Annotated in this window: 18 protein-coding genes; 6 read left to right on the top strand and 12 right to left on the bottom strand. The window is 64.9% G+C overall.

All coding sequences use genetic code 11. The annotated features are described in order from the left end of the window. Window positions 1-524: 524 nt before the first annotated feature. Window positions 525-1,283, bottom strand: a complete 759-nt coding sequence (locus tag C8J42_RS18565) for an SDR family oxidoreductase (RefSeq protein ID WP_133021310.1) — start codon at window positions 1,281-1,283, stop codon at window positions 525-527. 179 nt (window positions 1,284-1,462) lie between these two features. Here C8J42_RS18565 and C8J42_RS18560 point away from each other — a divergent pair, with 179 nt between their 5' ends. Continuing rightward, window positions 1,463-3,019, top strand: a complete 1,557-nt coding sequence (locus tag C8J42_RS18560; protein WP_133021309.1) for an SDR family oxidoreductase — start codon at window positions 1,463-1,465, stop codon at window positions 3,017-3,019. A 90-nt stretch (window positions 3,020-3,109) separates the two neighbouring features. Here C8J42_RS18560 and C8J42_RS18555 read toward each other — a convergent pair whose 3' ends face one another. After that, window positions 3,110-5,305, bottom strand: coding sequence for a TonB-dependent receptor (locus C8J42_RS18555; RefSeq protein WP_243644609.1), 2,196 nt, complete (start codon window positions 5,303-5,305; stop codon window positions 3,110-3,112). Window positions 5,306-5,623: 318 nt separating this feature from the next. Between C8J42_RS18555 and C8J42_RS18550 the strand changes: the two genes are divergently transcribed. Beyond that, window positions 5,624-6,388, top strand: a complete 765-nt coding sequence (locus C8J42_RS18550; protein ID WP_133021308.1) for an enoyl-CoA hydratase/isomerase family protein — start codon at window positions 5,624-5,626, stop codon at window positions 6,386-6,388. A gap of 5 nt (window positions 6,389-6,393) precedes the next feature. Then, window positions 6,394-8,010, top strand: a complete 1,617-nt coding sequence (locus tag C8J42_RS18545) for an acyl-CoA synthetase (RefSeq protein ID WP_243644608.1) — start codon at window positions 6,394-6,396, stop codon at window positions 8,008-8,010. Between the two features lie 120 nt (window positions 8,011-8,130). Here the strand turns inward: C8J42_RS18545 and C8J42_RS18540 are convergent, their stop codons facing one another. From C8J42_RS18540 to C8J42_RS18510, 7 genes are all read right to left on the bottom strand, one after another. After that, complete coding sequence (locus C8J42_RS18540) at window positions 8,131-8,685, bottom strand: hypothetical protein (protein WP_133021307.1); 555 nt, start codon at window positions 8,683-8,685, stop codon at window positions 8,131-8,133. A gap of 11 nt (window positions 8,686-8,696) precedes the next feature. Next, window positions 8,697-9,413 carry an SDR family oxidoreductase gene (locus C8J42_RS18535; protein WP_133021306.1) on the bottom strand — a complete coding sequence of 239 codons (717 nt, stop codon included), beginning with the start codon at window positions 9,411-9,413 and terminating at the stop codon, window positions 8,697-8,699. 1 nt (window position 9,414) lies between these two features. Beyond that, window positions 9,415-9,918: a nuclear transport factor 2 family protein gene (locus C8J42_RS18530; protein ID WP_133021305.1), complete on the bottom strand. Its 504-nt coding sequence runs from the start codon at window positions 9,916-9,918 to the stop codon at window positions 9,415-9,417. 10 nt (window positions 9,919-9,928) lie between these two features. After that, window positions 9,929-11,044 carry an acyl-CoA dehydrogenase gene (locus C8J42_RS18525; protein WP_133021304.1) on the bottom strand — a complete coding sequence of 372 codons (1,116 nt, stop codon included), beginning with the start codon at window positions 11,042-11,044 and terminating at the stop codon, window positions 9,929-9,931. Window positions 11,045-11,058: 14 nt separating this feature from the next. Further along, complete coding sequence (locus tag C8J42_RS18520; protein ID WP_133021303.1) at window positions 11,059-12,237, bottom strand: acyl-CoA dehydrogenase family protein; 1,179 nt, start codon at window positions 12,235-12,237, stop codon at window positions 11,059-11,061. A 79-nt stretch (window positions 12,238-12,316) separates the two neighbouring features. After that, entirely contained in the window at window positions 12,317-13,198 is an 882-nt protein-coding gene (locus tag C8J42_RS18515; protein ID WP_133021302.1) for an SMP-30/gluconolactonase/LRE family protein, read from the bottom strand. Beyond that, entirely contained in the window at window positions 13,198-14,085 is an 888-nt protein-coding gene (locus C8J42_RS18510) for an amidohydrolase family protein (RefSeq protein WP_133021301.1), read from the bottom strand. Before C8J42_RS18510 ends, C8J42_RS18515 begins: the two co-directional genes overlap by 1 nt. A gap of 193 nt (window positions 14,086-14,278) precedes the next feature. Here C8J42_RS18510 and C8J42_RS18505 point away from each other — a divergent pair, with 193 nt between their 5' ends. Then, window positions 14,279-15,691, top strand: coding sequence for an MFS transporter (locus C8J42_RS18505; protein ID WP_165895561.1), 1,413 nt, complete (start codon window positions 14,279-14,281; stop codon window positions 15,689-15,691). Between the two features lie 41 nt (window positions 15,692-15,732). Then, window positions 15,733-17,373 (top strand): long-chain fatty acid--CoA ligase, encoded by a 1,641-nt coding sequence (locus C8J42_RS18500; RefSeq protein WP_133021299.1) that lies wholly within the window; start codon window positions 15,733-15,735, stop codon window positions 17,371-17,373. On the opposite strand, the gene C8J42_RS18495 is transcribed toward C8J42_RS18500, so the two are convergent. Continuing rightward, window positions 17,370-18,494, bottom strand: a complete 1,125-nt coding sequence (locus tag C8J42_RS18495; protein ID WP_133021298.1) for a zinc-dependent alcohol dehydrogenase family protein — start codon at window positions 18,492-18,494, stop codon at window positions 17,370-17,372. The two genes, C8J42_RS18500 and C8J42_RS18495, sit on opposite strands and share 4 nt — an antisense overlap. 155 nt (window positions 18,495-18,649) lie before the next feature. Between C8J42_RS18495 and C8J42_RS18490 the strand changes: the two genes are divergently transcribed. Beyond that, window positions 18,650-19,123: a thioesterase family protein gene (locus C8J42_RS18490; protein WP_133021297.1), complete on the top strand. Its 474-nt coding sequence runs from the start codon at window positions 18,650-18,652 to the stop codon at window positions 19,121-19,123. Here the strand turns inward: C8J42_RS18490 and C8J42_RS18485 are convergent. Beyond that, complete coding sequence (locus tag C8J42_RS18485) at window positions 19,093-20,751, bottom strand: NAD(P)/FAD-dependent oxidoreductase (protein ID WP_243644607.1); 1,659 nt, start codon at window positions 20,749-20,751, stop codon at window positions 19,093-19,095. The two genes, C8J42_RS18490 and C8J42_RS18485, sit on opposite strands and share 31 nt — an antisense overlap. A 115-nt stretch (window positions 20,752-20,866) precedes the next feature. Continuing rightward, window positions 20,867-21,643: a helix-turn-helix domain-containing protein gene (locus C8J42_RS18480; protein WP_243644606.1), complete on the bottom strand. Its 777-nt coding sequence runs from the start codon at window positions 21,641-21,643 to the stop codon at window positions 20,867-20,869. Window positions 21,644-21,744: the final 101 nt, after the last annotated feature.

The raw sequence follows: 21,744 nt of genomic DNA, 5'->3' as shown, positions 1-21,744 counted from the left end.
ATTTGTATTTTCGTCGCCTACCAATTCCTCAAACCGGCGCACTCGCGGCGGCGGAGAGTGGTCTGCGCCTGTTGACTCAGGCCGCGATAGAGAAGCGGACGCTTAGCTGCCCGTAGCCCGGTCTCAGCTTCGGACGTTCGTTCAGCTTCGTACATCGTCGACGCTAGTTTGATTCTCCTGTCCGCTACTCAACAGGTCCATCTTGAGCGTACCTATTTTGGCGCTCCACCCGTAGGTTTAGGGGCGGTGACACCGGTCGATTGGCGATTTACGGCCTGAGCGTGAGCCGGATATTCCCAAGCTACTGATGGTCGCGCCTGATCTTCGAGGCGAGAAGCGTGGCCGGTGTTACTGTGCGGTCTGGGTGACCGCGGCCTTCGAGTGTGCCGGTGCTTCGATACGGGCCGCGCCCAGATGTCGGTCGGCGAAAAGGTGAATGCTCTTTGCCAGGAAAATCACTACCGCCACCACCTACGCTAACCGCCAGATCGGCGTATGAATTGAGCCGCCAAAAAAGGCCTGGATCATGGCAAGAACGCGTGTCCGAGGCCTCCATCGACCGCGATTGACTGGCCATTGATGAAGCTCGATCGGTCGGATGCAAGCCACAGCGCCGTTTCAGCGATATCGCGCGTCTCGCCCAGACGGCCGAGCGGCGAGCGCTCCAGTCGGCTGGCCATTGCCTCGGGCGTCAGCATTGCGAGTACACCTTCGGTTGCAATCGTCGACGGCGCGATCGCGTTGACCCGGATACGGTGCTTGCCGAGCTCGATCGAGGCGGAGCGCGTCAGACCGTCGACGCCTGCCTTCACGCCCGCATAGATCAGCGCATTGGGGCTGCCCAAGCGCCCCGCCATCGAACCAATGTTGATGATCGAACCACCATGGTCGCGCATCGCGGGTGCCGCCGCCTGAATGCCCCAGACGATCCCGCCCAGACCGATCCGCGTCATCCGCTCAAACGTGTCCGGCGTAATGTCCGCGATCGGCTCATACTTGTTCCACATCGCGTTGTTGACCAGCACGTCCAGCCGCCCGAACGCGGATAACGTCTCAGCCACGGCGGCGTGTACGGCTTCGCGGTCCGACACGTCGCAGCCGATGCCGATGGCTTTGCCACCGCCGGTGTTGATTTCGTCGGCCACCGCGAGGGCCCAAGGCCGCTTCAGGTCGAGCACGGCGACGCTGCCCCCCTGCGAGACGAACAGCTCGGCGATCGCCCGACCCAGGCCGCGCGATGCCCCCGTCACGATCGCCACCCGACCCGCCAGTTCGCCTGCCATCATCCGTCTCCCGTTTTCATTGACCGGAGAGCTATCAGCGGCCTCCGCGGCGGGTCACGCCTGCGGACGACCGGGCCATGCGTATCTCATGCGCGATAACCGCAGCGCGGCGCGCAGGACTTTTGATTGACGACACCGAGCGGAGTTGTCTGCGATCAAGGCATAAACAGGAGAGCCGCATGTCCGATCGCCTCGCCCCCGCAACCCCGTCCCGGATCGTCGTCGTCACCGGCGCCGCCGCCGGCATCGGCCTGGCCACCGCGCGCGCGTTTGCCGACGCGGGGGACACCGTCGTGCTGACCGACCTGAACGTCGCCACCGTCGAGGTTTGCGCCGCAGAACTCGGCGACCGTCATGTCGGTGTAGCGATGGACGTCTCGGATGAAGCCGCAGTCGTCGCCGCGATGGCCGCGATCGCCGCCCGCTTCGGACGGATCGACATACTCGTGAACAATGCCGGGATCGTGGACCCCGCTGCGAGCAAGGTCCTCAACAAGCCGATCGACGAAGTCCGCCGGCTGATCGCGGTCAATCTGGAGGGCACCTATGTCGCGGCGCGCGAAGCCGGGCGGGTAATGCTGCGCCAGGGATCGGGATCGATCGTCAACCTGTCGTCGGGCGCGGCGCTGTCCGCGTTGCCGGGGCGGACCCCGTACAGCATGACCAAGGCCGCGGTCCTCGGGCTGACGCGAGCGCTGGCCTGCGAATGGGCGGGGCGCGGCGTGCGCGTCAATGCGGTGCTGCCAGGCTATGTCCGCACCGAAATCCTCGCCTCGCTGGAACGTGCGGGCAAATTCGATCCAAGCGTTGTCGGCGCGGCCATTCCGCTCGGCCGGATGGCCGAACCAGACGAGATAGCCGCAGCGATCCTGCACGTCGCCGGTGCGCGCTACGTCACGGGGGCAGCATTCCTCGCCGATGGCGGCGTCGCGGCATATGGCGGACGCGCCGCCGCCTCGAGCGCGCCCGTGTCCGGGCGCATAGGCACTGGCGTTGTGCTGGTGACAGGCGGCGCGTCAGGCATCGGCGCGGCGATCGCGGACCATTTCGTCGCACTTGGTCGAACGGTGGTCGTCGCGGATTCCAACGCTGACGCGGTCGCCGCACTCGCTGCCGACCGCACCGGCATCGTCCTCGACGTAACCGACGCGGTCGCGGTGGAGCAGGCGGTGCAGGAGATCACGACAACGCTCGGGCCGATCGCGATACTCGCCAACACTGCCGGGATCGCCGACACGTTCACCGCCACGGTCGACCAGAGCCTCGCCGATTTCCGCCGGGTGTTCGACGTTGACCTGACCGGCACATTGATCGTCGCACGCGCAGTGGCGCGGACGATGGCGGCGCACGGCAAGGGTGGTGCGATCGTCAACCTCTCCTCGATCGTCGCGACCGGCGGCATGCCCAGGCGCAACGCCTATTGCGCAGCCAAGGCCGGGGTGACGATGCTGACCAGGAGCCTCGCCTGCGAATGGGCGGTGTACGGCATTCGCGTCAATGCGGTCGCACCCGGCTATATCGCGACGCCCGGCCTTATGGCGTTGCAGGAGGACGGTCGGCGCGATCTGGAGGCGGTACGACGCCGCATACCGATGGGGCGGCTCGGCGGTCCGACGGAGGTCGCGGATGCCGTCGCCTTCCTCGCCTCCGACGCAGCATCCTATGTCACCGGCATGAGCTATGCCGTGGATGGCGGGTACGCCGCTTACGGGGATGTCGGGCCGGCCGCCGACTGAACCCGCAAAAAAGGCGCTGATCTTAAGACCGGCGCCCGAAGTTGCAGGGGAGGATGTACCGGGACGGCTCGCGCCGTCCCGTCCGAACCGTCAGAACTTGTACTGCAGCTCGATGCCGAGCACGCGACCCTTGTTCAGGACCGAGAAGGTGCCGTTCGGAATGAACGGCGTCGGCCCCGAAATGCCGTAGGTCACTTCGTTCAGCAGATTGGTACCAAAGACAGACAGCTTGTACCGCCCGCGACTATAGGCGAGGTTCGCATCGACCATCGTCGCCGCCGGCAGGACGCCGTTGTTCAATTCGTTATAATAAGCGAGGCTGCGATAATTGGCCGCGACGCGCCCGTCGACGGTGCCTTCACCGGCCGGCATGGTATAGGCGATCGACCCGCCATAGGTCCACCGCGACAGGCGTGGCAGGACGAGCGCGTAATCCCGCGCGTCGATAACGCGATCATTGTTCAGGTCGGCGAAGATCTTATCGTAATTCCCGTCGGTAAAGCCCAGCTGTCCGGTCAGCGTCAGCCCCTTGACCGGCATCAGCACGGCCTCCGCATCGATGCCCTTGATCGTCACGTTGGCGGCGTTGGCCACCACCTGCAACGCGCCGACGCCCGCGACCGGCGTCACGATCTCACGCTGCACATTGTCGACCTTGTTGTAGAAACCGGCGATATTGAACCGCGCGATCCGGCCGAATTCCTGCTTCAGCCCGACCTCGAACGAGTTTTGCGTCTCCTGGTCGAATGGCCCCGGCGCGACCGCCGTGTTGATGCTGCGCAGGTTATAGCCGCCGCTGCGGAATCCCTTGGCCCAGAAGGTATAGAGTTGCGTCGCGTCGGTCGGCTTGTACTGGACGCCCACGCGCGGGGTAAAGCCGTTCCAGTTCTTCTTGCTGAAGAAGGTGTAGTTGCAGGTCCGCGCATCGAAATTGCATCCGCCTGCGATGATGTTGGCGATACGGACCTTCTTGTCTTCCTCCGTGTACCGGCCACCGATGTTGAACGTGATCTTGTCGGTCAGATGCGCGTCGAACGAAGCGAAAGCGCCATAGCTGTGCTGGTTTTGCACGCCGCCGCCGGCGATCGTCAAATTGCCTCCTGACAGCAGGCGCTTCTCGAGGTAATTGATCTCCTGCCCGAAATAATAGAGCCCAGTGGTCAGGTCCACCTTACCGAACGTCCCGGCATAGCGCAGTTCGTTGGAAAACTGGTTCTGCTCGGTGCGCGTGTAGAAGTGATAGGCGGTTGCCGGCGAGGCATCGAGATCGGTGATCAGGTCGCCCTGGAAATTACGATAGCCGGCGATGTTGGTGATCTTGCCGTCGCCGAACCCGACATCGACGTTCGTCTCCAGGCTGGCCATGTTCCAGTTGTTGCGCGACAACCCTTCTTCGTTGACCGAGATCTTGAACGTGTCGCGTCCGAACAGCCCGAAATTGGTCGGGCGCGCGCCGTCGCCGATCTGGTGTCCGTGTTCGTACCGCGCGATCACCTCGACCGTCTCCGTCGGCGTGAAGCGCACCGCCGGACGGACGATCATCGTCTCCATCTTGCCGAAATTATGGTTGTTGTTTAGCCGGTTGGTAAACCAGCCATTGTCCTTGTCGTAATAGACACCCAGCTTCGCCTGGATCTTGTCGGTGATGATCGGACCACTTATTACACCGCTGATATTCTTTTCCAGCCCCGTCGACAGTGCCGCCTTCACGTCGACATGCAGCGTGTTGTTCGGCACGGTCGAGCGAATGACTACAGCGCCACCCGTCACGTTGCGACCGAACAGCAGGCCCTGCGGCCCGCGCAGTACCTCGACGCCGGCAAGATCGAACGTATCGAGCACGACGCCGCCGCCGATGCCGAGATAGATGCCGTCGACGAAGGTCCCGACGGTCGGATCGATCGATGGGATCGAGCTGTTGATGCCGAGGCCACGGATCGAGAAATTGGCGTAGCCGGGCGCGGTGCCGAGTTCGGTCAACTGTACGTTCGGGATGTCGTAACTGAGCCCAGCGATGCTGCGGATATGCTGCTCGTCCAGCTGGTCGGTGCCGAACGCCGTCACCGCGAACGGTACGTCCTGTACGTTCTGCGCCGTGCCGCGCTTGCTGGCCGTCACGATGATGTCGGCGAGGCCGCCCTGATCGGCATTCACTTCGTTGGATTGTTGCTCGGGAGTGTCGGTGGCGGCTGGCGCCGCGGTCTGGGCCATGCCGGTCGACGACAGGCCGAGCATCGCAATGGCGCTGCCGATCAGCAGAACGGTCTTGGAACGGGTAGCTTGCATTCCTGATATCCTCCCTAAAACGCCTCGTCGCACGTCGTTGCGTGCGCATCTGATCTTGGCGTTGCAGCGTCGTAGGGAGCTGTAATTGGCTCGCTCGGCGCTGTTCGGCATCGCTTTGTCGTCGCCGAACAGCGACATTCTCAATCGACGAGAGAGGTCCGCACCCGAAAATCACAAACGGGATTTGGGCAAATGTCGAAATACCGGGTGCCAAATCGCGTATGGGATTTTCTCCCGGCTCTGGTCTCGCCCCGTATTTCACCCCGCCCGTTCGGATACAAACCCGACACACAAAAACCGAAACGGGAGAGTAATGCCGTGAGCCTGATCAAGCTGGAAGTCGCCGATTACGTCGCCGTCGTGACGATGGACAATCCGCCGGTAAACGCTCAGCCGATGGAGTTCATCCAGGAACTGATCGCGATCTTCGACACCTTCAACGATCGCGACGACGTGCGCTGCGTCGTGCTGACGGGGGCTGGCAAATGCTTTTCGGCCGGCGCCGAACTCAAGAACCGCATGGACCTGTCGGCGCCGGGCGCTCGATCGAGCCGCAACCGTTGGGTGCGCGAGGTCGGATATTGCATCGCCGACAATGCCAAGCCGACGATCGCCGCAGTCAACGGTGCGGCGCTCGGCGCCGGACTGGGTCTGGTCACGGCGTGTGATATTATCGTCGCATCCGAGCGCGCGGTGTTCGGTTTGCCCGAAGTCGATGTCGGCCTGATGGGTGGTGGCAAGCACGCCGCGCGGATCATCCCGCATTCGCTTGCGCGTCGGATGATGCTGACGGGCTACCGCGCGACGGCCGAGGAGATGTATCGTCGCGGTATCATCGAGGCCGCGCTACCGCACGACGAACTGATGCCGTTTGTGATGAAGATGGCGCTTAACATCGCCTCGAAGAGCCCGCTCGCGACGCGCCTCGCCAAGGACAGCATGCGCACGATCGAGAACATGACGCTGCGTGATGGCTACATCTACGAACAGGGCAACACTGCGAAGCTCGCGCAGTCTGACGACGCGAAGGAAGCGGTCGCCGCCTTCGTCGAGAAGCGCAAGCCCGTCTTCCAGGGACGCTGATCGTCATGACGGAGGGGGTGACGCGACCAACCGTGATGGACTGGAATTTCGGCGACCTGCTCGATGCTACCGCCGCAAACGTGCCGGGTGATCGCCCGGCGCTGATCCGGGGCGATACGGTCGTGAGTTGGGCGGAGTTCGACGCGCGCACCAACCGCGTCGCCCGCGCTATGCTGGCGGCCGGGCTGCCGGTCGGTGCCCGGATTGCGATCCTGGCGCGCAACATTCCAGAATTCATCGAGATCGCCTGCGCCGCGTTCAAGGCGCGGCTGAGCCACGTCAATATCAACTACCGGTACACGACCGCGGAGATAGAATATGTCTTGGCAGACTGCCAGGCACATGCGCTGTTCTACCAAAGCGAGTTCGCGGAACTCGTCGCGCCGCTGTTCGACGTGCTGCCCGACCTGACCCTCGACGTGCAGATCGACGATGACGGCCCCTATGCGGCGATGGCGCGCGAGGGCGACGGCAGCCCGCTCGGCATCCCGCGCTCGCCCGACGACGGCTATCTGCTCTACACCGGCGGCACTACCGGCAAACCCAAAGGCGTGATGTGGCGATCGGGCGACGCGCGCACGTCTCAGTTGGAGGCCCCCACGATCAAGACGGTCGTGCGCGACATGGCGGATCATATCGCGATGGTCGCCGCCAACGCCGCGCCCGGCCGCGTCATCCCCGCCTGCCCGCTGATGCATGGTGCGGGCCTGAACAGTTCGATGGCGGAACTGGTCGGGGGTGGCACGGCGATCCTGTTACCCAATACCCGCTTCGACGCGGTGGAATTGTGGGACGAAGCGGAACGGACGAAGGCGACGCGCATCCTGATCGTCGGCGACGTTTTCGCGCGGCCGATGGCGCAGGCGTTGGAGAAATTCCCCGGACGCTGGGACCTGTCGGCCATGCGCGTCATTTCGTCCGCCGGTCTGATGTGGAGCCGCGAGATAAAGCAGATCCTCGTCCAGCATCTGCCGCAGGTAACGCTGGTCGACATTCTCGGCGCGTCGGAGGCCTCGGGCTTCGGTTACGCCATCACGACCGCGACCAGCGAAACGCCGACCGGCTATTTCGAACCCGGCCGGCAAACCGTCATCGTCGAAGTGGAGACCGACCGTATCGTGGAGGCCGGCCAGTGCGGCGAAGGCTGGCTCGCGCGGCGCCCGCCTTTCGCGCTCGGCTATCACGGGGATCCGGCGAAGACCGCCAGCGTCTATCGCATCGTCGCCGGGGAGCTGCTGGCGATCCCCGGCGATATGGCTGCGCGCGAGGCGGACGGCCGGTTGCGCCTGATCGGACGTGGCAACATGGTCATCAACACCGGCGGCGAGAAAGTCTTCGCCGAAGAAGTCGAGGAGGCGATGAAGCGCGCGCCCGCGATCGAGGACGCGATCATCGTCGGCGTCCCCGACCCGACATGGGGGAAGGTCGTTATCGGTCTCGCAACGGTGACCGAAGAATATGACGAGGCGGCGGCGCGCGCATCGATGCTGAAGAATCTAGCGGCGTATAAATTGCCCAAGCGTATCATCGTGCTGGACGAACTGCCGCGGCATGCGAGCGGCAAGAGCGATTATCGCCGTGCGCTGGAGATCGCGCAGGCCGAACTTGGTCTTGTGGCCTGACGACTTTTGTCGACGGGCACAGCTGATCGGCCGTGCCATGAGCCCTATGTTCACGGCGCAGTCGAAAGGGACACTCCCGCGAATACGCAGGAAGTAACGTGGCAGATCGGCAGCCCTCGCCTAGCGCCGTTTGGCCTGGCGCATCTTCAGGCTGTTGCCCCCGTCGATCAGCACCGTCTCGCCGGTGATCGAGACCGCATCGAACAGCGCCGCCGCCTGCCGGGCAGCGTCGCCGATCGTTCCGCTATCGTCGGCATTGGTGCCCAGTGGCAGCGCGATCATGTTCGCGCGGACGGCGTACCGCGCATATTCCATCCCGACGCTGCGCATGATGCCGAGCAGCGCCGCGCTCGCCGCGGCCTGCCCCGTGCCGTGCCATCGGCCGAGATAGGCATCCGATCCCACGACGACGATACTCGCCGCCGCGCCGAGCCGCGGCAGTGCGGAGTGCAGCATCGCGACACGGTCGAGCGTCGCATCGATCACCTGTGCCGAGAACGCCGCATCGTCCAACTCGAGGAACGGGATCTCGTCGCCCGTGTCCGTGCCGTCCACCAGCACCGCGTCGGCAGCATCGTCCGCCGCGACGCATGTGCCCTCCGCGATCAACCGCGCACCGATGGCCGCGGCAATCCCCTCGGTCGCACCGAGAATGAGCAGGCGGCGCGGTTGCATGGTGGTCTCCATCAATACAGCCTCGTGCCAATGGTCTTGCCGCCGTCGACCAGCAGCACCTGCCCGGTTACCGATCGCCCCGCCGGCGACGCGAGATACGCGACCGCGCCGGCGATGACGCTCGGGTCCAGCGGGCCGCCGCCAGGCTCCATCTCGGTCAGCTTGTTCCGCATCGCAGGCGAGAATCCCTCGATCATCCGCGTCTCGACCATCCCCGGCGCGACCGCGTTGACGCTGATCCCACGCCAGCGGAGTTCGACCGCCATCGCGCGCGTTATGCCGACCACTGCCGCCTTCGACGCGACATAATGCGCGCCGCCGATCCCGCCGAGATAGCCGCGTGACGCGATATTGACGATCGCGCCCGAGTCCATGCGACGCGCGGCTTCCTGCGCGACGATGAAGCTGCCCTGCACGTTGATCCTGAGCGCCCGCGCGAAATGCTCGGGCGTCAGTTCCGCGAACGGCAGCATGTCGGCAGGGATCGCGGCATTGTTGACCACGACGTCTAACGGGCCATGCGCGTCCATCAGCGCGACGACCGCCGTGCGGTCGGTGACATCCAGCACCGCCCCAGTGATCGGCGCATCAATCCATTCCCGCGCGGCCTGCGCAACCGCGTCCGCGTCGATATCGGCGGCGATCACCCGCCATCCCGCTGCCGCCAACGTGGAGACGATCGCCGCGCCGATGCCGCGCGCGCCACCGGTGACCAGCGCCGTCCTCACGTCAGGCGAACAGCGCGTAGACAGGGTCGTGCGGATGACGCCCGCCGACGGGCTTACGCCTGCCGAAGCGTTCGTCCTCCGTACCCGGCGGCAACGGCATCTCCTCGACCCAATCGTAGATCACCGTGCGCGCCTTGATCCGCCACTCGTCCCCGCGCTTCTCGAACCAGTCGACATAGCGACCCTTCAAGTCCCATTGCTGCAACCCGTCGGGCCCGGGCTGCCGCTGGAACGCGGAAAAATAGGTCTCCACCGCCGCACCCTCCTCGCGCAGTTCGATCAACATGTTATGCAGTTGGTGGATGCCGCGATCGATCTTCGGCAGCACGCTCATCGCCCAGTCGCAAAACCCTTCGGCGCTGCCGGTATACTGCCCGTGATCGTCCGTGCCGTCGGGCCAATAGGCCGATCGCAGCGCCGTTTCGTCCACCCGGTCGATGCCGCGGCAATACCGGAACAGGCAGTCGCGGATCGCCTCGCGATCGATCAGGTCCTGAAGCGTCATGTGTCTCTCCTCAAGCCGGGGTCAGGGCAAAGCGCGACCGGTGATGCTCGATCGGCCCGAAGGCGAGATTGAGCATCATCTGGCGACGCAGATGATGGCTGACGATCAGTTCCTCACTGATGCCGACGCCGCCGTGCAGTTGCACCGCCTGCTGCCCGACATAGATACCGCTTTCGCTTACCCGGACCTTGCCGGCGGAGACGGCGCGGGCGCGTTCGCTCGCGTCGCGGTTGAGATTAAGCGTCGCGTGATAGGCCATCGACCGCGCCTCCTCGCCAGCGACGACCATGTCGACCATCCGGTGTTGCAAAGCCTGGAAGCTGCCGATCGCCACGCCGAACTGCTGGCGCGTGCGGATATAGTCGAGCGTGGCATCCGATGCCGCCTCCATCGAGCCGACCGCCTCGGCCAATTGCGCCGCGATCGCACGGTCGACCGCTGCCTCCATGCCAGGCAGCGCGCGCTCCGCGTCGCCGATCGGCACGGCGGCGACCCGATCGAGCTTCAGCCGCGCATGACGATGGCCATCGATCGCACGGAACGGCTCGACGGTCACGCCCTCCCCCTCGCGCGGGATCAGGAACAGGCCGATCCCGTCGCGCTCGTCCGTCCCGCCTGCGGTGCGCACCGACACCAGGAACCAGTCCGCATCCGCCCCGTCCTCGACATGAACCTTCGCGCCCGACACGCGCCAGCCGTCCGCGCCATTTTCGGCCCGCGTCGCGACCCGGTGTAGATCGTATCCGCTGTCCGCTTCGAGAAAGCCGGCCGCCGCCAGCGTCTCGCCAAGCCCGATCCGTTCGAGCAGTTCGCCGCCCGCGTCGCTCCCTGCGATCAGTGCAGGGACCAATACGCAGCACGTCGTGAAGGGCACAGTGATCAGGTGGCGCCCGATGCCCTCCATCACCGCCATCACCTCGACCGGGCCGCCGCCCAATCCGCCATCTGCCTCGGCGATCGGCAGCATCAGCCAGCCGAGTTCCGCCATCTCGGCCCAGCGTCGCTTCGCCGCGTCGGGGCCGGCGGCGAGGATTTTCAGGCGGTCCGATGCTGCCCATTTCTCGGCACCATAGCGAACGACGCTGTCGCGCAGCATCTGCTGCTCGTCGGAATAGACGAAGTCCATGAGAGCAGCCCTCCTTACAGGCCGAGCGCGCGACGCGCGATGATGTTGTGCTGGATCTCGCTCGACCCGCCATAGATCGAGGTGACGCGCGAATAGAGCGCACCCTGCAGCGCATAGGGCATGTCGTCGGCGAGGCTCGCATCGCCGAGTGCCGCGAAATGCGCCGCCTCCGGCCCCAATGCCTCGACCCACAAGGCTGTCCCGGCCTGCGTCAATTGCGACCAGCGCAGCTTCACCATCGATCCGCGCGGGCCGGAATCCGCACCTCGCGACGCGTCGTCCATCAGGCGTAGCACCATGGTCTGAAGGGCGATCACCTCAATCTCATACTGCGCCAGCTTGGCGGCAAAGCCCGGCGTCTCGATCAGGGGTGTCGTGCCGATCCGCCGCCTTGTTGCCGCCTCGCGGATACCGCGCACCGTCTGCGTCAGGAAGATCGCGGTCGACGCGCTGACCATGCGCTCGCGATCGAGCAACACCTTGCCATACGCCCAGCCCTTGCCCTCCTCGCCGATCAGGTTGCCCACCGGTACACGCACATCGTCCAGGAACAGTTCGTTGGTATGGTATTTCTCGTCCATCGTCGGAATTTTCTGCACACGCAGCCCCGGCGTCTTCATGTCGATCAGGATCAGCGAGATGCCTTGCTGCCGCCTCTCTTCCTGCGACGTGCGCGCGAGCACGAAAACATGGTCGGCGACGTGCGCGTAGCTCGTCCACATCTTCTGGCCGTTCAGCACATAATGGTCGCCGTCGCGGTCCGCGCGGGTTCGTAGCGCGGCGAGATCCGATCCTGCCCCCGGCTCCGAATACCCCTGGCACCACCAGTCCTGGAGGTTCAGGATACGCGGCAGATACTGCGCCTTCTGCTCGGGCGTGCCATAGGTGAAGATGATCGGGCCGATCAGTTCGAGGCCTTGGTGGAATTGCGCGGGTGCGTCGGCACGCGCGGCTTCGCTCCAGAAGATATATTGCTGCGTCGGGGTCCAGCCGGTGCCGCCATATTCCTTCGGCCAGGTCGGCGCGCCCCATCCACAGTCGTTCAAACGACGCTGATACTGGGCAAGATCATCGGGCTCCAGGCGCAGACCGGCGCGGACCTTCGTCTTCCAGCGATCCGGAACGTCGGTCGCGAAGAACGCTCGCACCTCATCGCGGAACGCGTCGTCGGCAGCGTCGAAATCCAGGTTCATGTTGTTCTTCCATCATTCTCTGGAGACATGGGTTAGGCGCTGTGCCGGGCCAGGCAATTTCGTCGCGACCGTCGCGGGTTTATTCGCGGATGTGATTGTCCCGGTATCGCCCTTCCTGAATGCCGGTCACGCCGAGCCCGGTAATCGCGAGTATCCGTCCCGCATCGGCATCGTGACTGATCAGCCGACCGCCGGAATCCGCGATGCTCGTCACGTACAGCGTATCCAAGCCGGGACCGCCGAACGCCGGGCATGCGGGATAGGGTATCGGTAGCGCGATGCTGCGCAGCAAGGCGCCGTCCGGAGCAATGCATGCGACCGCTTGTGCCAGCACCAGTGCGACCCAGAGATTGCCGTCCGCATCCACCGTCGCGCCGTCTGGCCCCGATCCGAATGCCGCGCAATCGACCACGTCGCGCCGCGGACCCATCGCGCCGGTCGCGACGTCGTAATCATGCGCGCGGATCACCCCCTCCAGGCTGTCGGCGAAGTACAGCGTCGCACCATCGGGCGAAAAGCAGATGCCGTTGGTGAGCTTCAGCCCACCGGCAAGAGTTGTCGCGCTGCCCGCGCTCAACCGCCATAGCGACGCTTCGGACGGCGCTCCCCCACTGTGCAGCTGCATCTGTCCGCTCAGAAACCGTCCCGCACGATCCGCCTTCCCGTCGTTCAAACGCAGCGTCGCATCGACGGGAAAGATGGCGATCGGTGTCGCCACACCCGACCCGCCATCGATCGCATAGAACCCGTCGGCCAACGCAGCGACAAGCCCGCCCTCGGCAAGCCCGATGCTGCCGACCGGCCGATCCTGCGCGAAGGTCGCGATCGGCGTGCCGTCCGATGCCGCCGCGTGGATCAGGCCCACAAGCGAATCGACCCACCACAGGCATTGCCGCCGGTCGTCCCAGACCGGGCTCTCGCCAAGCTTGTTACGGTGCGTGCCGAAGAAGGCGATCTCCATCACCGCTCTCCCGCGATGCGATAGATGCGCGCGGCAGTGTCGTGCCACAGCGCTTGCTTCTCCACGTCGCTGCGATCGGCGATGGCCGCGTCGAAGCGCGCGACGATGGTCGGATAATCGGCCATCACCAGATCGACTGGCGCGTTGCTGCCGATCATCAGCCGGTCGCAGCCAAACAGTGCGATCAGCCGCAGGATCAACGGCCGGATCGTATCGGCCGACCAGTCTCGCCGGACCAGCCCCGGCCCCGACAGCTTCACCGCGACATTGGGGCAGTCGGCCAACGCTGGCATGCCCGTATCCCACGCCTCGTCCGCGTTGCCGCCCCCGGCGAGCGCAAAATGTTCGATCACGATCTGTGTGTCGGGACAAGCGCGCGCCAGCGCCGCGGCCTCAGACAATTGCTCGGGCCAGAGCATGAGATCGGCGACGCCGCCCGCCGTGCCGAGCGCGGTAAAGCCCCTCCGCCAGTCGGTGTCGGCAAAGGGTGTTCGCGCTGGCCGGCCGGGTGCCGAGCCGGCAGGCCATTCGGCAGTAAAGCGGATTCCTCGCCAGTTCGCGTACGCGCTGTCGGCCGCGATCCGAGCCGCGGAGTCGGACGATCCCAGATCGATCCGGGTCAGGAAAGCTTGGGGAAAGCCATGCACATCGGCGATCGCCTGCATCGCCGCCGCCTCGTCCTCGGGCGGCGTAAACGCTGCCTCGACATGCACCGACGCGACGACGTCGTCCGCACGGGCATCGGCTATGAAGGCCTCGATGCCATAATGCTTGGTCAGTTCCCCGCTACTGCCCCAGAAGCGCTCGACCGGCGCCGTCGACAGCATCGGATGATGGCCGCTATCCACATCCCATAGGTGATGATGCGCGTCGATGCGCCGGATCATGCGATGCCTCTCCCGTTATCAGCGGGCACAGAGTGGCGCGCATGGCCGCCGAAAACCGCTATCGCACGACAGCGATGCAGCAATTTACATAGGTGATAATCGGTCGCGGTCGCCCTCGGCGATCAACATGGCCATGCCCGCGCCTATCATCGCGGCCAGCCCCGGCGCCAGACCGGACGGCAGGAGAGACCGTGTGACCGAACAGACGATCCCGTTTCCGATCTCCACCCCGGACGGCGTGGTCGTGCCCGACTTTCCCGATCTTTCGTCCGCCGCCGATCGAACCTCGACGACAGCTACCCAGACCGCCGGCGACGACACGAAGGCGTTCCCGATGGGGGTCATGCTGCTGATGATGCTGATCTACACGCTGAACTTCTTCGATCGGCAGATCCTGACAATCCTGGTCGAGCCCATCAAGGCGGACCTGCATCTCTCCGACAGCCAGATCGGCGCGATCAGCGGTCTCGCCTTCGCGCTGCTCTACACCGCCGCCGGCCTGCCGCTCGCGCGGTTCGCCGACAAGACCAACCGGGTCCATATGATTTCCGGCGCGCTCGCGGTCTGGAGCGTCTTCACTATCGCCTGCGGCTTCACGCGCAGCTTCGGCCAGATGCTGCTGACGCGGATCGGCGTCGGTGTGGGCGAAGCGGGCTGCACCCCTGCGGCACACAGCCTGATCACCGACTATGTTCCGCGCAACCGCCGCGCGCTCGCGCTCGCTATGTACCAGATGGGCGTGCCGCTGGGATCGCTTACCGGTCTCGTCGTCGGTGGCATTCTCGCCTCTACGCTGGGCTGGCGCTGGGCCTTCTTCATTGCGGGCGCGCCGGGCCTTCTGCTGGCGGTGATCGTGCCGTTTGCGATGAAGGAACCGCGCCGTATCGCAAGCGTGGCGGCCGATGCCGTAGCGATACCCCTGCGCGAGGGGCTTGCGACGTTGTGGAGCAAGCGCTCCTTCGCGTATATCTGCGTCGCCTCGGGCTTTTCGGCGTTCGGCTTCTACGGCCTGAGCGCCTTTTCCGGATCGCTGTATATCCGCACGCATCCCGATCAGCTGGGCGCGTTGGCCAGCACTGCCGGGATGGCGCCGACCGCATTGCTGGGCGTGATGCTCGGGCTGATGGTCGGTATCTGCGGTGGGCTCGGGACGTTCCTCGGCGGTTTCCTGTCGGACCGCGTGGCGAAGGCTAGCATCGCCAATTACGTGCTGTTCTGCGCCGTCGCGATCACCGCCGCTGCCCCGCTGTTCTCGCTGGTGGCGCTGGCCGACGACATGCGCGTGTCGCTCGCGTTGTTCGGGGGCGCGTTGTTCTGCCAGACGATGAGCTATGGCCCGGTCTATGCCGCAATCCAGACGGTAGCCGAACCGCGCATGCGGGGCATGGCCGTCGCGATCCAGATCCTGTTCGTGAACCTGATCGGCCTCGCGCTCGGCCCGTTGTTCGTCGGCGTGATGAGCGACCTTTTTTCAGCCTGGTTCGGGGCGGTCTCGGGCCTGCGTTTCGCGATCGCACTGGTCGGCGCGCCGATGCTGCTCAGCGGGTTGATGTTCATCCATGCGACCCGCCTGGTCCATCGCGAGGATGCGGCGGCGGCCGTTTGACCGGATCGGTCATCTCACTGAATTCATGGAGGGGAACGGGCATGTTGGGCCTGATGCAACAGCAGCAATTGACCACGGGGTCGCTGATCGATCACGCCGCGCGCGCGCACGGTCTTACGGAAATCGTCTCGCGCCGCCCCGACGGCCAATTGGAACGATCGAACTGGGCCGAGGTGTCGATGCGGTCGCGCAAGGTCGCGGCGATGCTCACGGCGCTCGGCGCGCAACCCGGAGACCGGATCGCGACATTGGCCTGGAACCGGTTGCCGCATCTCGAACTCTATTACGGCGTGACCGCCGCCGGCATGGTGCTCCACACCGTCAACCCGCGCCTGTTCGCCGAGCAGATTCGCTACATCGTCGAGCATGGCGGCGCCAGGATCATATGCGTCGATCCAGACCTGCTGCCGATACTCGAACCCGTCATCGCCGACTTGCCGCGGATCGAAGCGATCGTCGTGCTGTGCGCCGCCGACGAGATGCCCGAAAGCTCGATCCCGCACCTGATCGCGTATCACGACCGGGTTGCGGCTGCCGACCCGATCGGCGCCTGGCCCGCACTGGACGAGAATACCGCATCGAGCCTGTGCTATACCAGCGGTACGACCGGCAATCCGAAGGGTGTGCTCTACAGCCACCGGTCTACGCTGCTGCATGCCTATGCCGCCTGCGCCGCGGACTCGATGGCGTTGTCCGCACGCGACACCGTGCTGCTCGCGCCGCCGCTGTTCCATGTCAACGCCTGGGGCCTGCCCTTCACCTCGGCGATGGTCGGCGCGAAGCTGGTGATGCCGGGATCGGCGATGGACGGCGCATCGATCCATCAATTGCTGCGCGACGAGGGCGTCACCTTCTCGCTCGGCGTGCCGACGCTCTGGTTCACCGTGCTCGATTATATCGCGCGCAACGTGAGCGAGGACGACCGTGCGAAGCTCAAGCTCGACCGTGTCTTCATGGGCGGCGCGGCCACGCCGCGCGCGCTGATCGAACTGTTCCGGGATCTGCTGGGCGTGAAGGCGAACCAGGCCTGGGGCATGACCGAGACCAGCCCGGTCTCCACCGTCTGCCAACCGCTGGCGTCGCAAATGCATCTCGAAGGCGACGCGATGACCGACGTGCTGGCCACGCAGGGCCGCGCGGTGTTCGGCGTCGAATTGCGGATCGAGAATGCGGCCGGCGAAGCGCTACCGCATGACGGCGCCGAATCCGGACTGCTGAAAGTGCGCGGGCCCTGGGTGCTCAGCGCCTATTACGGCAATCCGGCCGGTGCGGACGTCGATGCGGACGGCTGGCTCGACACCTGGGACGTGGCGAAGATCGATGCGGACGGTTTCCTGCACCTCACCGACCGCGCGAAGGACGTGATCAAGTCGGGTGGCGAATGGATCAGCTCGATCGATCTCGAAAACGCCGCGACGGCGCACCCCGCGGTTGCGGAAGCGGCGGTGGTCGGCGTGCCGCACCCGCGTTGGCAGGAGCGCCCGCTGCTGCTGCTCCGTCTGCATCCGGGCGAGAGCGTCGAAAAGCCGGCGATGCTCGATCATCTTGCCGGGCATGTCGCGAAATGGTGGCTGCCCGACGACGTGCTGGTCGTCGACGACCTGCCGCACACCGCAACCGGCAAACTGCTCAAAACCGTGTTGCGCGCGCGCTACCGCGAGCATCTCGGCGGCGTGGGTTAATCGAAGCGGATGATCTGGCGCACCGCGCGCCCGGCATGTAACTCGTCGAACCCTGCATTGATGTCGGAGAGCGTCAGGTATCCACTGACCAGTCGGTCCACCGGCAATCGCCCCGCGCGGTACAGCGCGACATAACGGGGGATGTCGCGGGTCGGCACGCAGGTGCCGATGTAGCTCCCCTTCAGCGTACGTTCGTCGGCGACGAGCGCCACCACATTGACGGCAAGTGCGGCGTCCGGCGGCGGCAGGCCCGCAGTGACGGTGGTGCCGCCACGCCGCGTCATTGCCACCGCGCTTTCCAATGCACGCACCGAACCGGCCATCTCCAGCACTACATCGCAGCCGCCATCTGTCAGCGCGCGGACGGTGGCGACCGCATCCGCGCCCGCCTTCACCGTGGCGGTTGCGCCAAGCTCCGACGCCAGCGCGAGCTTGTCGTCGGCCAGGTCGACCGCGATCACCTGCGCCGCGCCCGCAGCGATGGCGCCGAGCACCGCTGCCAACCCCACGCCGCCCAGCCCGATCACCGCGACACTCTGCCCCGCCTTCACGCCGGCGGTGTTCACGACCGCGCCGACCCCGGTCAGCACCGCGCATCCGAACAACGCCGCCTCGTGCAGCGGCAATTCGGGATCGACCTTCACGAGCGACCGGCGCGACACGACGGCATGCGTCGCGAACGCGGAAACGCCCAGATGATGATGTACCGTTCCGTCCTCGTCGTGCAGGCGTAGACCGTCGCCGAGCAACGTCCCCGCCCCGTTCGCCGCCGCGCCGGGCGCGCACAGAGCCGGGCGACCTTCGGCACACGGCAGGCAGTGCCCGCAACTCGGCATGAAGATCATCACGACATGATCGCCGACCGCGAGATCGGCCACGTCCTCGCCCAGTGCCTCCACCACGCCGGCCGCCTCGTGCCCAAGCGCCATCGGGAGCGGCCTCGGACGGTCTCCATTGATCACCGACAAATCGCTGTGGCACAGCCCCGCCGCCGCTATGCGGACCAGCACCTCGCCCTTGCCCGGTGGATCGAGGTCGAGCGTCTCGATCCGCAACGGCCGGCTTTCGGCATAGGGCAGGCTTGCGTCTCGGGCGCGCAGGACGGCAGCTTCGATCTTCATCCCGCCATCATGCCCACGCGCACCCCGCCGGGCCAAGCGGAAAGCATCCGGCGACAGCGCGATACAAGCAGAATCGCATGCCGGATTTTTGCTGGTGGGGTGCAAGCCGGCCTGCCGCGCCGCTATGATCCGCGACGAAAACCAGAAGGACCGCGATGCCCCGGACGCCGCTTCGACCCCGCACGCACTATGTCGCCTGGACGCCCATCACCACGCGGTGGAGCGACAACGACGCCTACGGCCATGTCAACAACGCGGTCTATTATCACTGGTTCGACACCGCGGTGAACGCGTGGCTGATCGCGGCGGGACTGCTCGACGGCGCACATGGCGACCCGATCGGCCTCGTCGTTGATACGCGTTGTCGTTATGCGCGCTCGGTCGCCTATCCCGAGCCGGTCGAGATCCGCCTCTCGCTCGGGCGGCTGGGCAGTTCCAGCGTGATCTACGAACTCGGCGCGTTCCGCGTCGGCGAGAACGAGCCCGTCGCAGAGGCCGCCTTTACTCATGTCTACGTCGATCGCGCCCGCCGCCGACCGACACCACTTCCAGATATCTGGCGGAGCAAGCTCGAAGCGCTTGCCCCGCCAGTCTCGGATCACGCGCCGACCAGCGCCTCGTCCGGCTGAAATACGAGTTCGGCATAACCGCTGTCGGCCACCGCCTGGCAATATTCGCTGTATTTCGCGAACCCGCCGGTGAACATCGTCAGCCCGCGCGTCTTCCCCGAGACATTGCCGCCCGTGTACCAGGTGTTCGCCTTGGACAGCATCGTCTTCTCTGCCAGCCCTGCGATGATATCCATCCAGCGCTCCTCGCCTTCGGGCGTGGGTTCGACGGTCGCGAGGCCATTCGCCTCTATGTGCGTCATCAGTGCGGTGATCCAGTCGACATTCTGCTCGTCGATCGAAATGATGTTGGCGAGCGCCGCCGGCCCGTTCGCACCGCATACCATGAACAGGTTCGGGAACCCCGCGAGCATCAGCCCGAGCCAGGAATGCGCGCCGTATTGCCACTTCTCGCGCAGGTCCCGGCCATCGCGCCCCAGCACTTCGAACGCCATCAATGCGCCGGTCAGACCATCATAGCCGGTCGCCAGGATCAACGCATCGAGCGGAACCTCGCCGCTCTGCAACTTCACACCGGTCGGCGTGATCGCCTCGATCGGATCCTCGAACAGATCGACCAGATGGACGTTAGGCTTGTTGAATTGTTCGTAATAGTCAGTGTCCAGGCACGGCCGCCGCGCGAAGATCGGATAGCCGCGGGGCTTGAGCGCCTCGGCGGTCTTCGGATCCTTCACCACCTGCCCGATCTTGTCACGGACGAAATCGGCGACCTGTTCGTTGGCATCGGGGTTGACCAGCAGGTCGGAGAACGTGCCGAGTACCGCGTGCCCGCCGTTCTTCCACGCGTCTTCCAGCAGCGCCAGTCGCTGCTGCCGGGGCAGGCTGAAGAAGGCGCGATTGCCGGCCGGACGCACGCCGCCCAACGCACTCGCTCGCGCAGCAGCGCGCAAGCTCGGATAATGGTCCTTGATCTCCTTGATGTCCTCGGCGTCCAGCTTCGCGTTGCGCATCGGCATCGTGAAGCTCGGCGTACGCTGAAACACATAGAATTCGCCGACTGCCTTGCCGACTTCGGTGACGATCTGGATGCCGCTCGATCCCGTGCCGATCAAGCCGACGCGGCGGCCGGAGAAATCGACTTCCTCATGCGGCCATTTCTGCGCGCGGTAGATATCGCCCGCAAAGGTTTCGAGCCCGGCAATCTCTGGGTCCTTCGGAATCGACAGCGGCCCGGTCGCCATGATGCAATAGGTTGCCTCGAAATGATCACCGCGATTGGTTTTGACCGCCCATACCCGCCGCGCGTCATCCCATGCCGCGCTCGTGACCCGCGTTTCGAACCGGAAATCTTTGCGAAGGTCGAGCTTGTCGGCGACGAAATTGGCGTAAGCGAGGATTTCGGGCTGGCCCGCGAACTGCTCGCTCCAGGTCCATTCCTGCTGGATTTCCTCGGAAAAGGAATAACTGTAGTCGACGCACATCAGGTCGCAGCGCGCACCCGGATAGCGGTTCCAGTACCATACCCCTCCGACATCTCCGCCGGCCTCGATCCCGACCACCGCCATGCCGCGTTCGCGCAGTGCATGGATCGCATACATCCCGCCGAACCCGGCCCCGACGACCACGGCGTCCAGCCTTACGGGATCACCGGATGCCGGCCTCAGCCGCTCCTCTACGTCGCCCATCATTCAAACCTCTCCACATTCGAGCGTGTGAAGCGATCATTGCGGCGGGCAGTCGGCAAAGCGCATAGCAAAGCCCTCGACCCTTGCGAAAATCACATATGCGGATCGCGAAGCGTTCTCACCGGGCTGTGCTGACCGCTTCGGGCACGTCGTCGGCGGTCGCGACGGGCACGACATGACGGCGTTCGTTGAACTCAGCGATCATCTCGCGCATGATTGCGAGAATATCGGCCTTCTTGCGCGAGATCCGATCCGCAAGTCCGCCAACCCCGATCGCCAGCGGAATACCGTGCAGGTCCGCATCCAGCGCGATCGAGATCGACGACACGTCGGGCGTCGGCCAGTTGGGAAAATAGCAATAGCCGACATGCCGAATCCAGCCGACGTCCTTCATGATCTCGGGATAGCTGACCCGATCGTTCTTCATCTCGTAGTGATTGGTGTAGCGACATAATTTGTCGATCGCCCGGTCACCCATCCGCGCCATCATTGCGCGGCCACCGCTTGAATCGACTAGCAGCCGCATGGTGCCGTCGGGTGGCATGTTTTTAAACCGGTGTTCCGGCCCGTGCAGGAACAGATACTGGATGAACAGGTCATTCTGCGTCGACAGACCGACTGTCTCGTCGGTACGGCGCTGCATCTCGTCGACCAGATCGCGAAAGCCGCCCTCGGACTGAATGTAACCCGCAACCCAATTTCCGAGCAGGTTGAGGCGCATGGTCGGCAGGTATGTGCGCTTGGTACGGTTGTAATTTAGATAGCCGAGCAGGACCATGCTTTTCAGCAGGTTGGTCGTGCTCGACTGGGGATAGCCCAGTTCGGAATAGATCTCGTTCAGCGCCATCGGACGGCGGCGCTCGGCAAAGAGTTCCAGCACTTCGAACGTACGCATCGCCGATTTTACGGCCCTTCGCTGCATTCCACTCTCCGCGCGCCCGTTGACCGTCCAGGGGCTTTTGCGAAGGTTAGCATTAACCGCTCAAAGAATCGACA

This window comes from Sphingomonas sp. PP-CE-1A-559, from assembly GCF_004340965.1.
GTDB lineage: Bacteria > Pseudomonadota > Alphaproteobacteria > Sphingomonadales > Sphingomonadaceae > Sphingomonas.
This window is presented reverse-complemented; position numbering and strand designations above follow the sequence as displayed.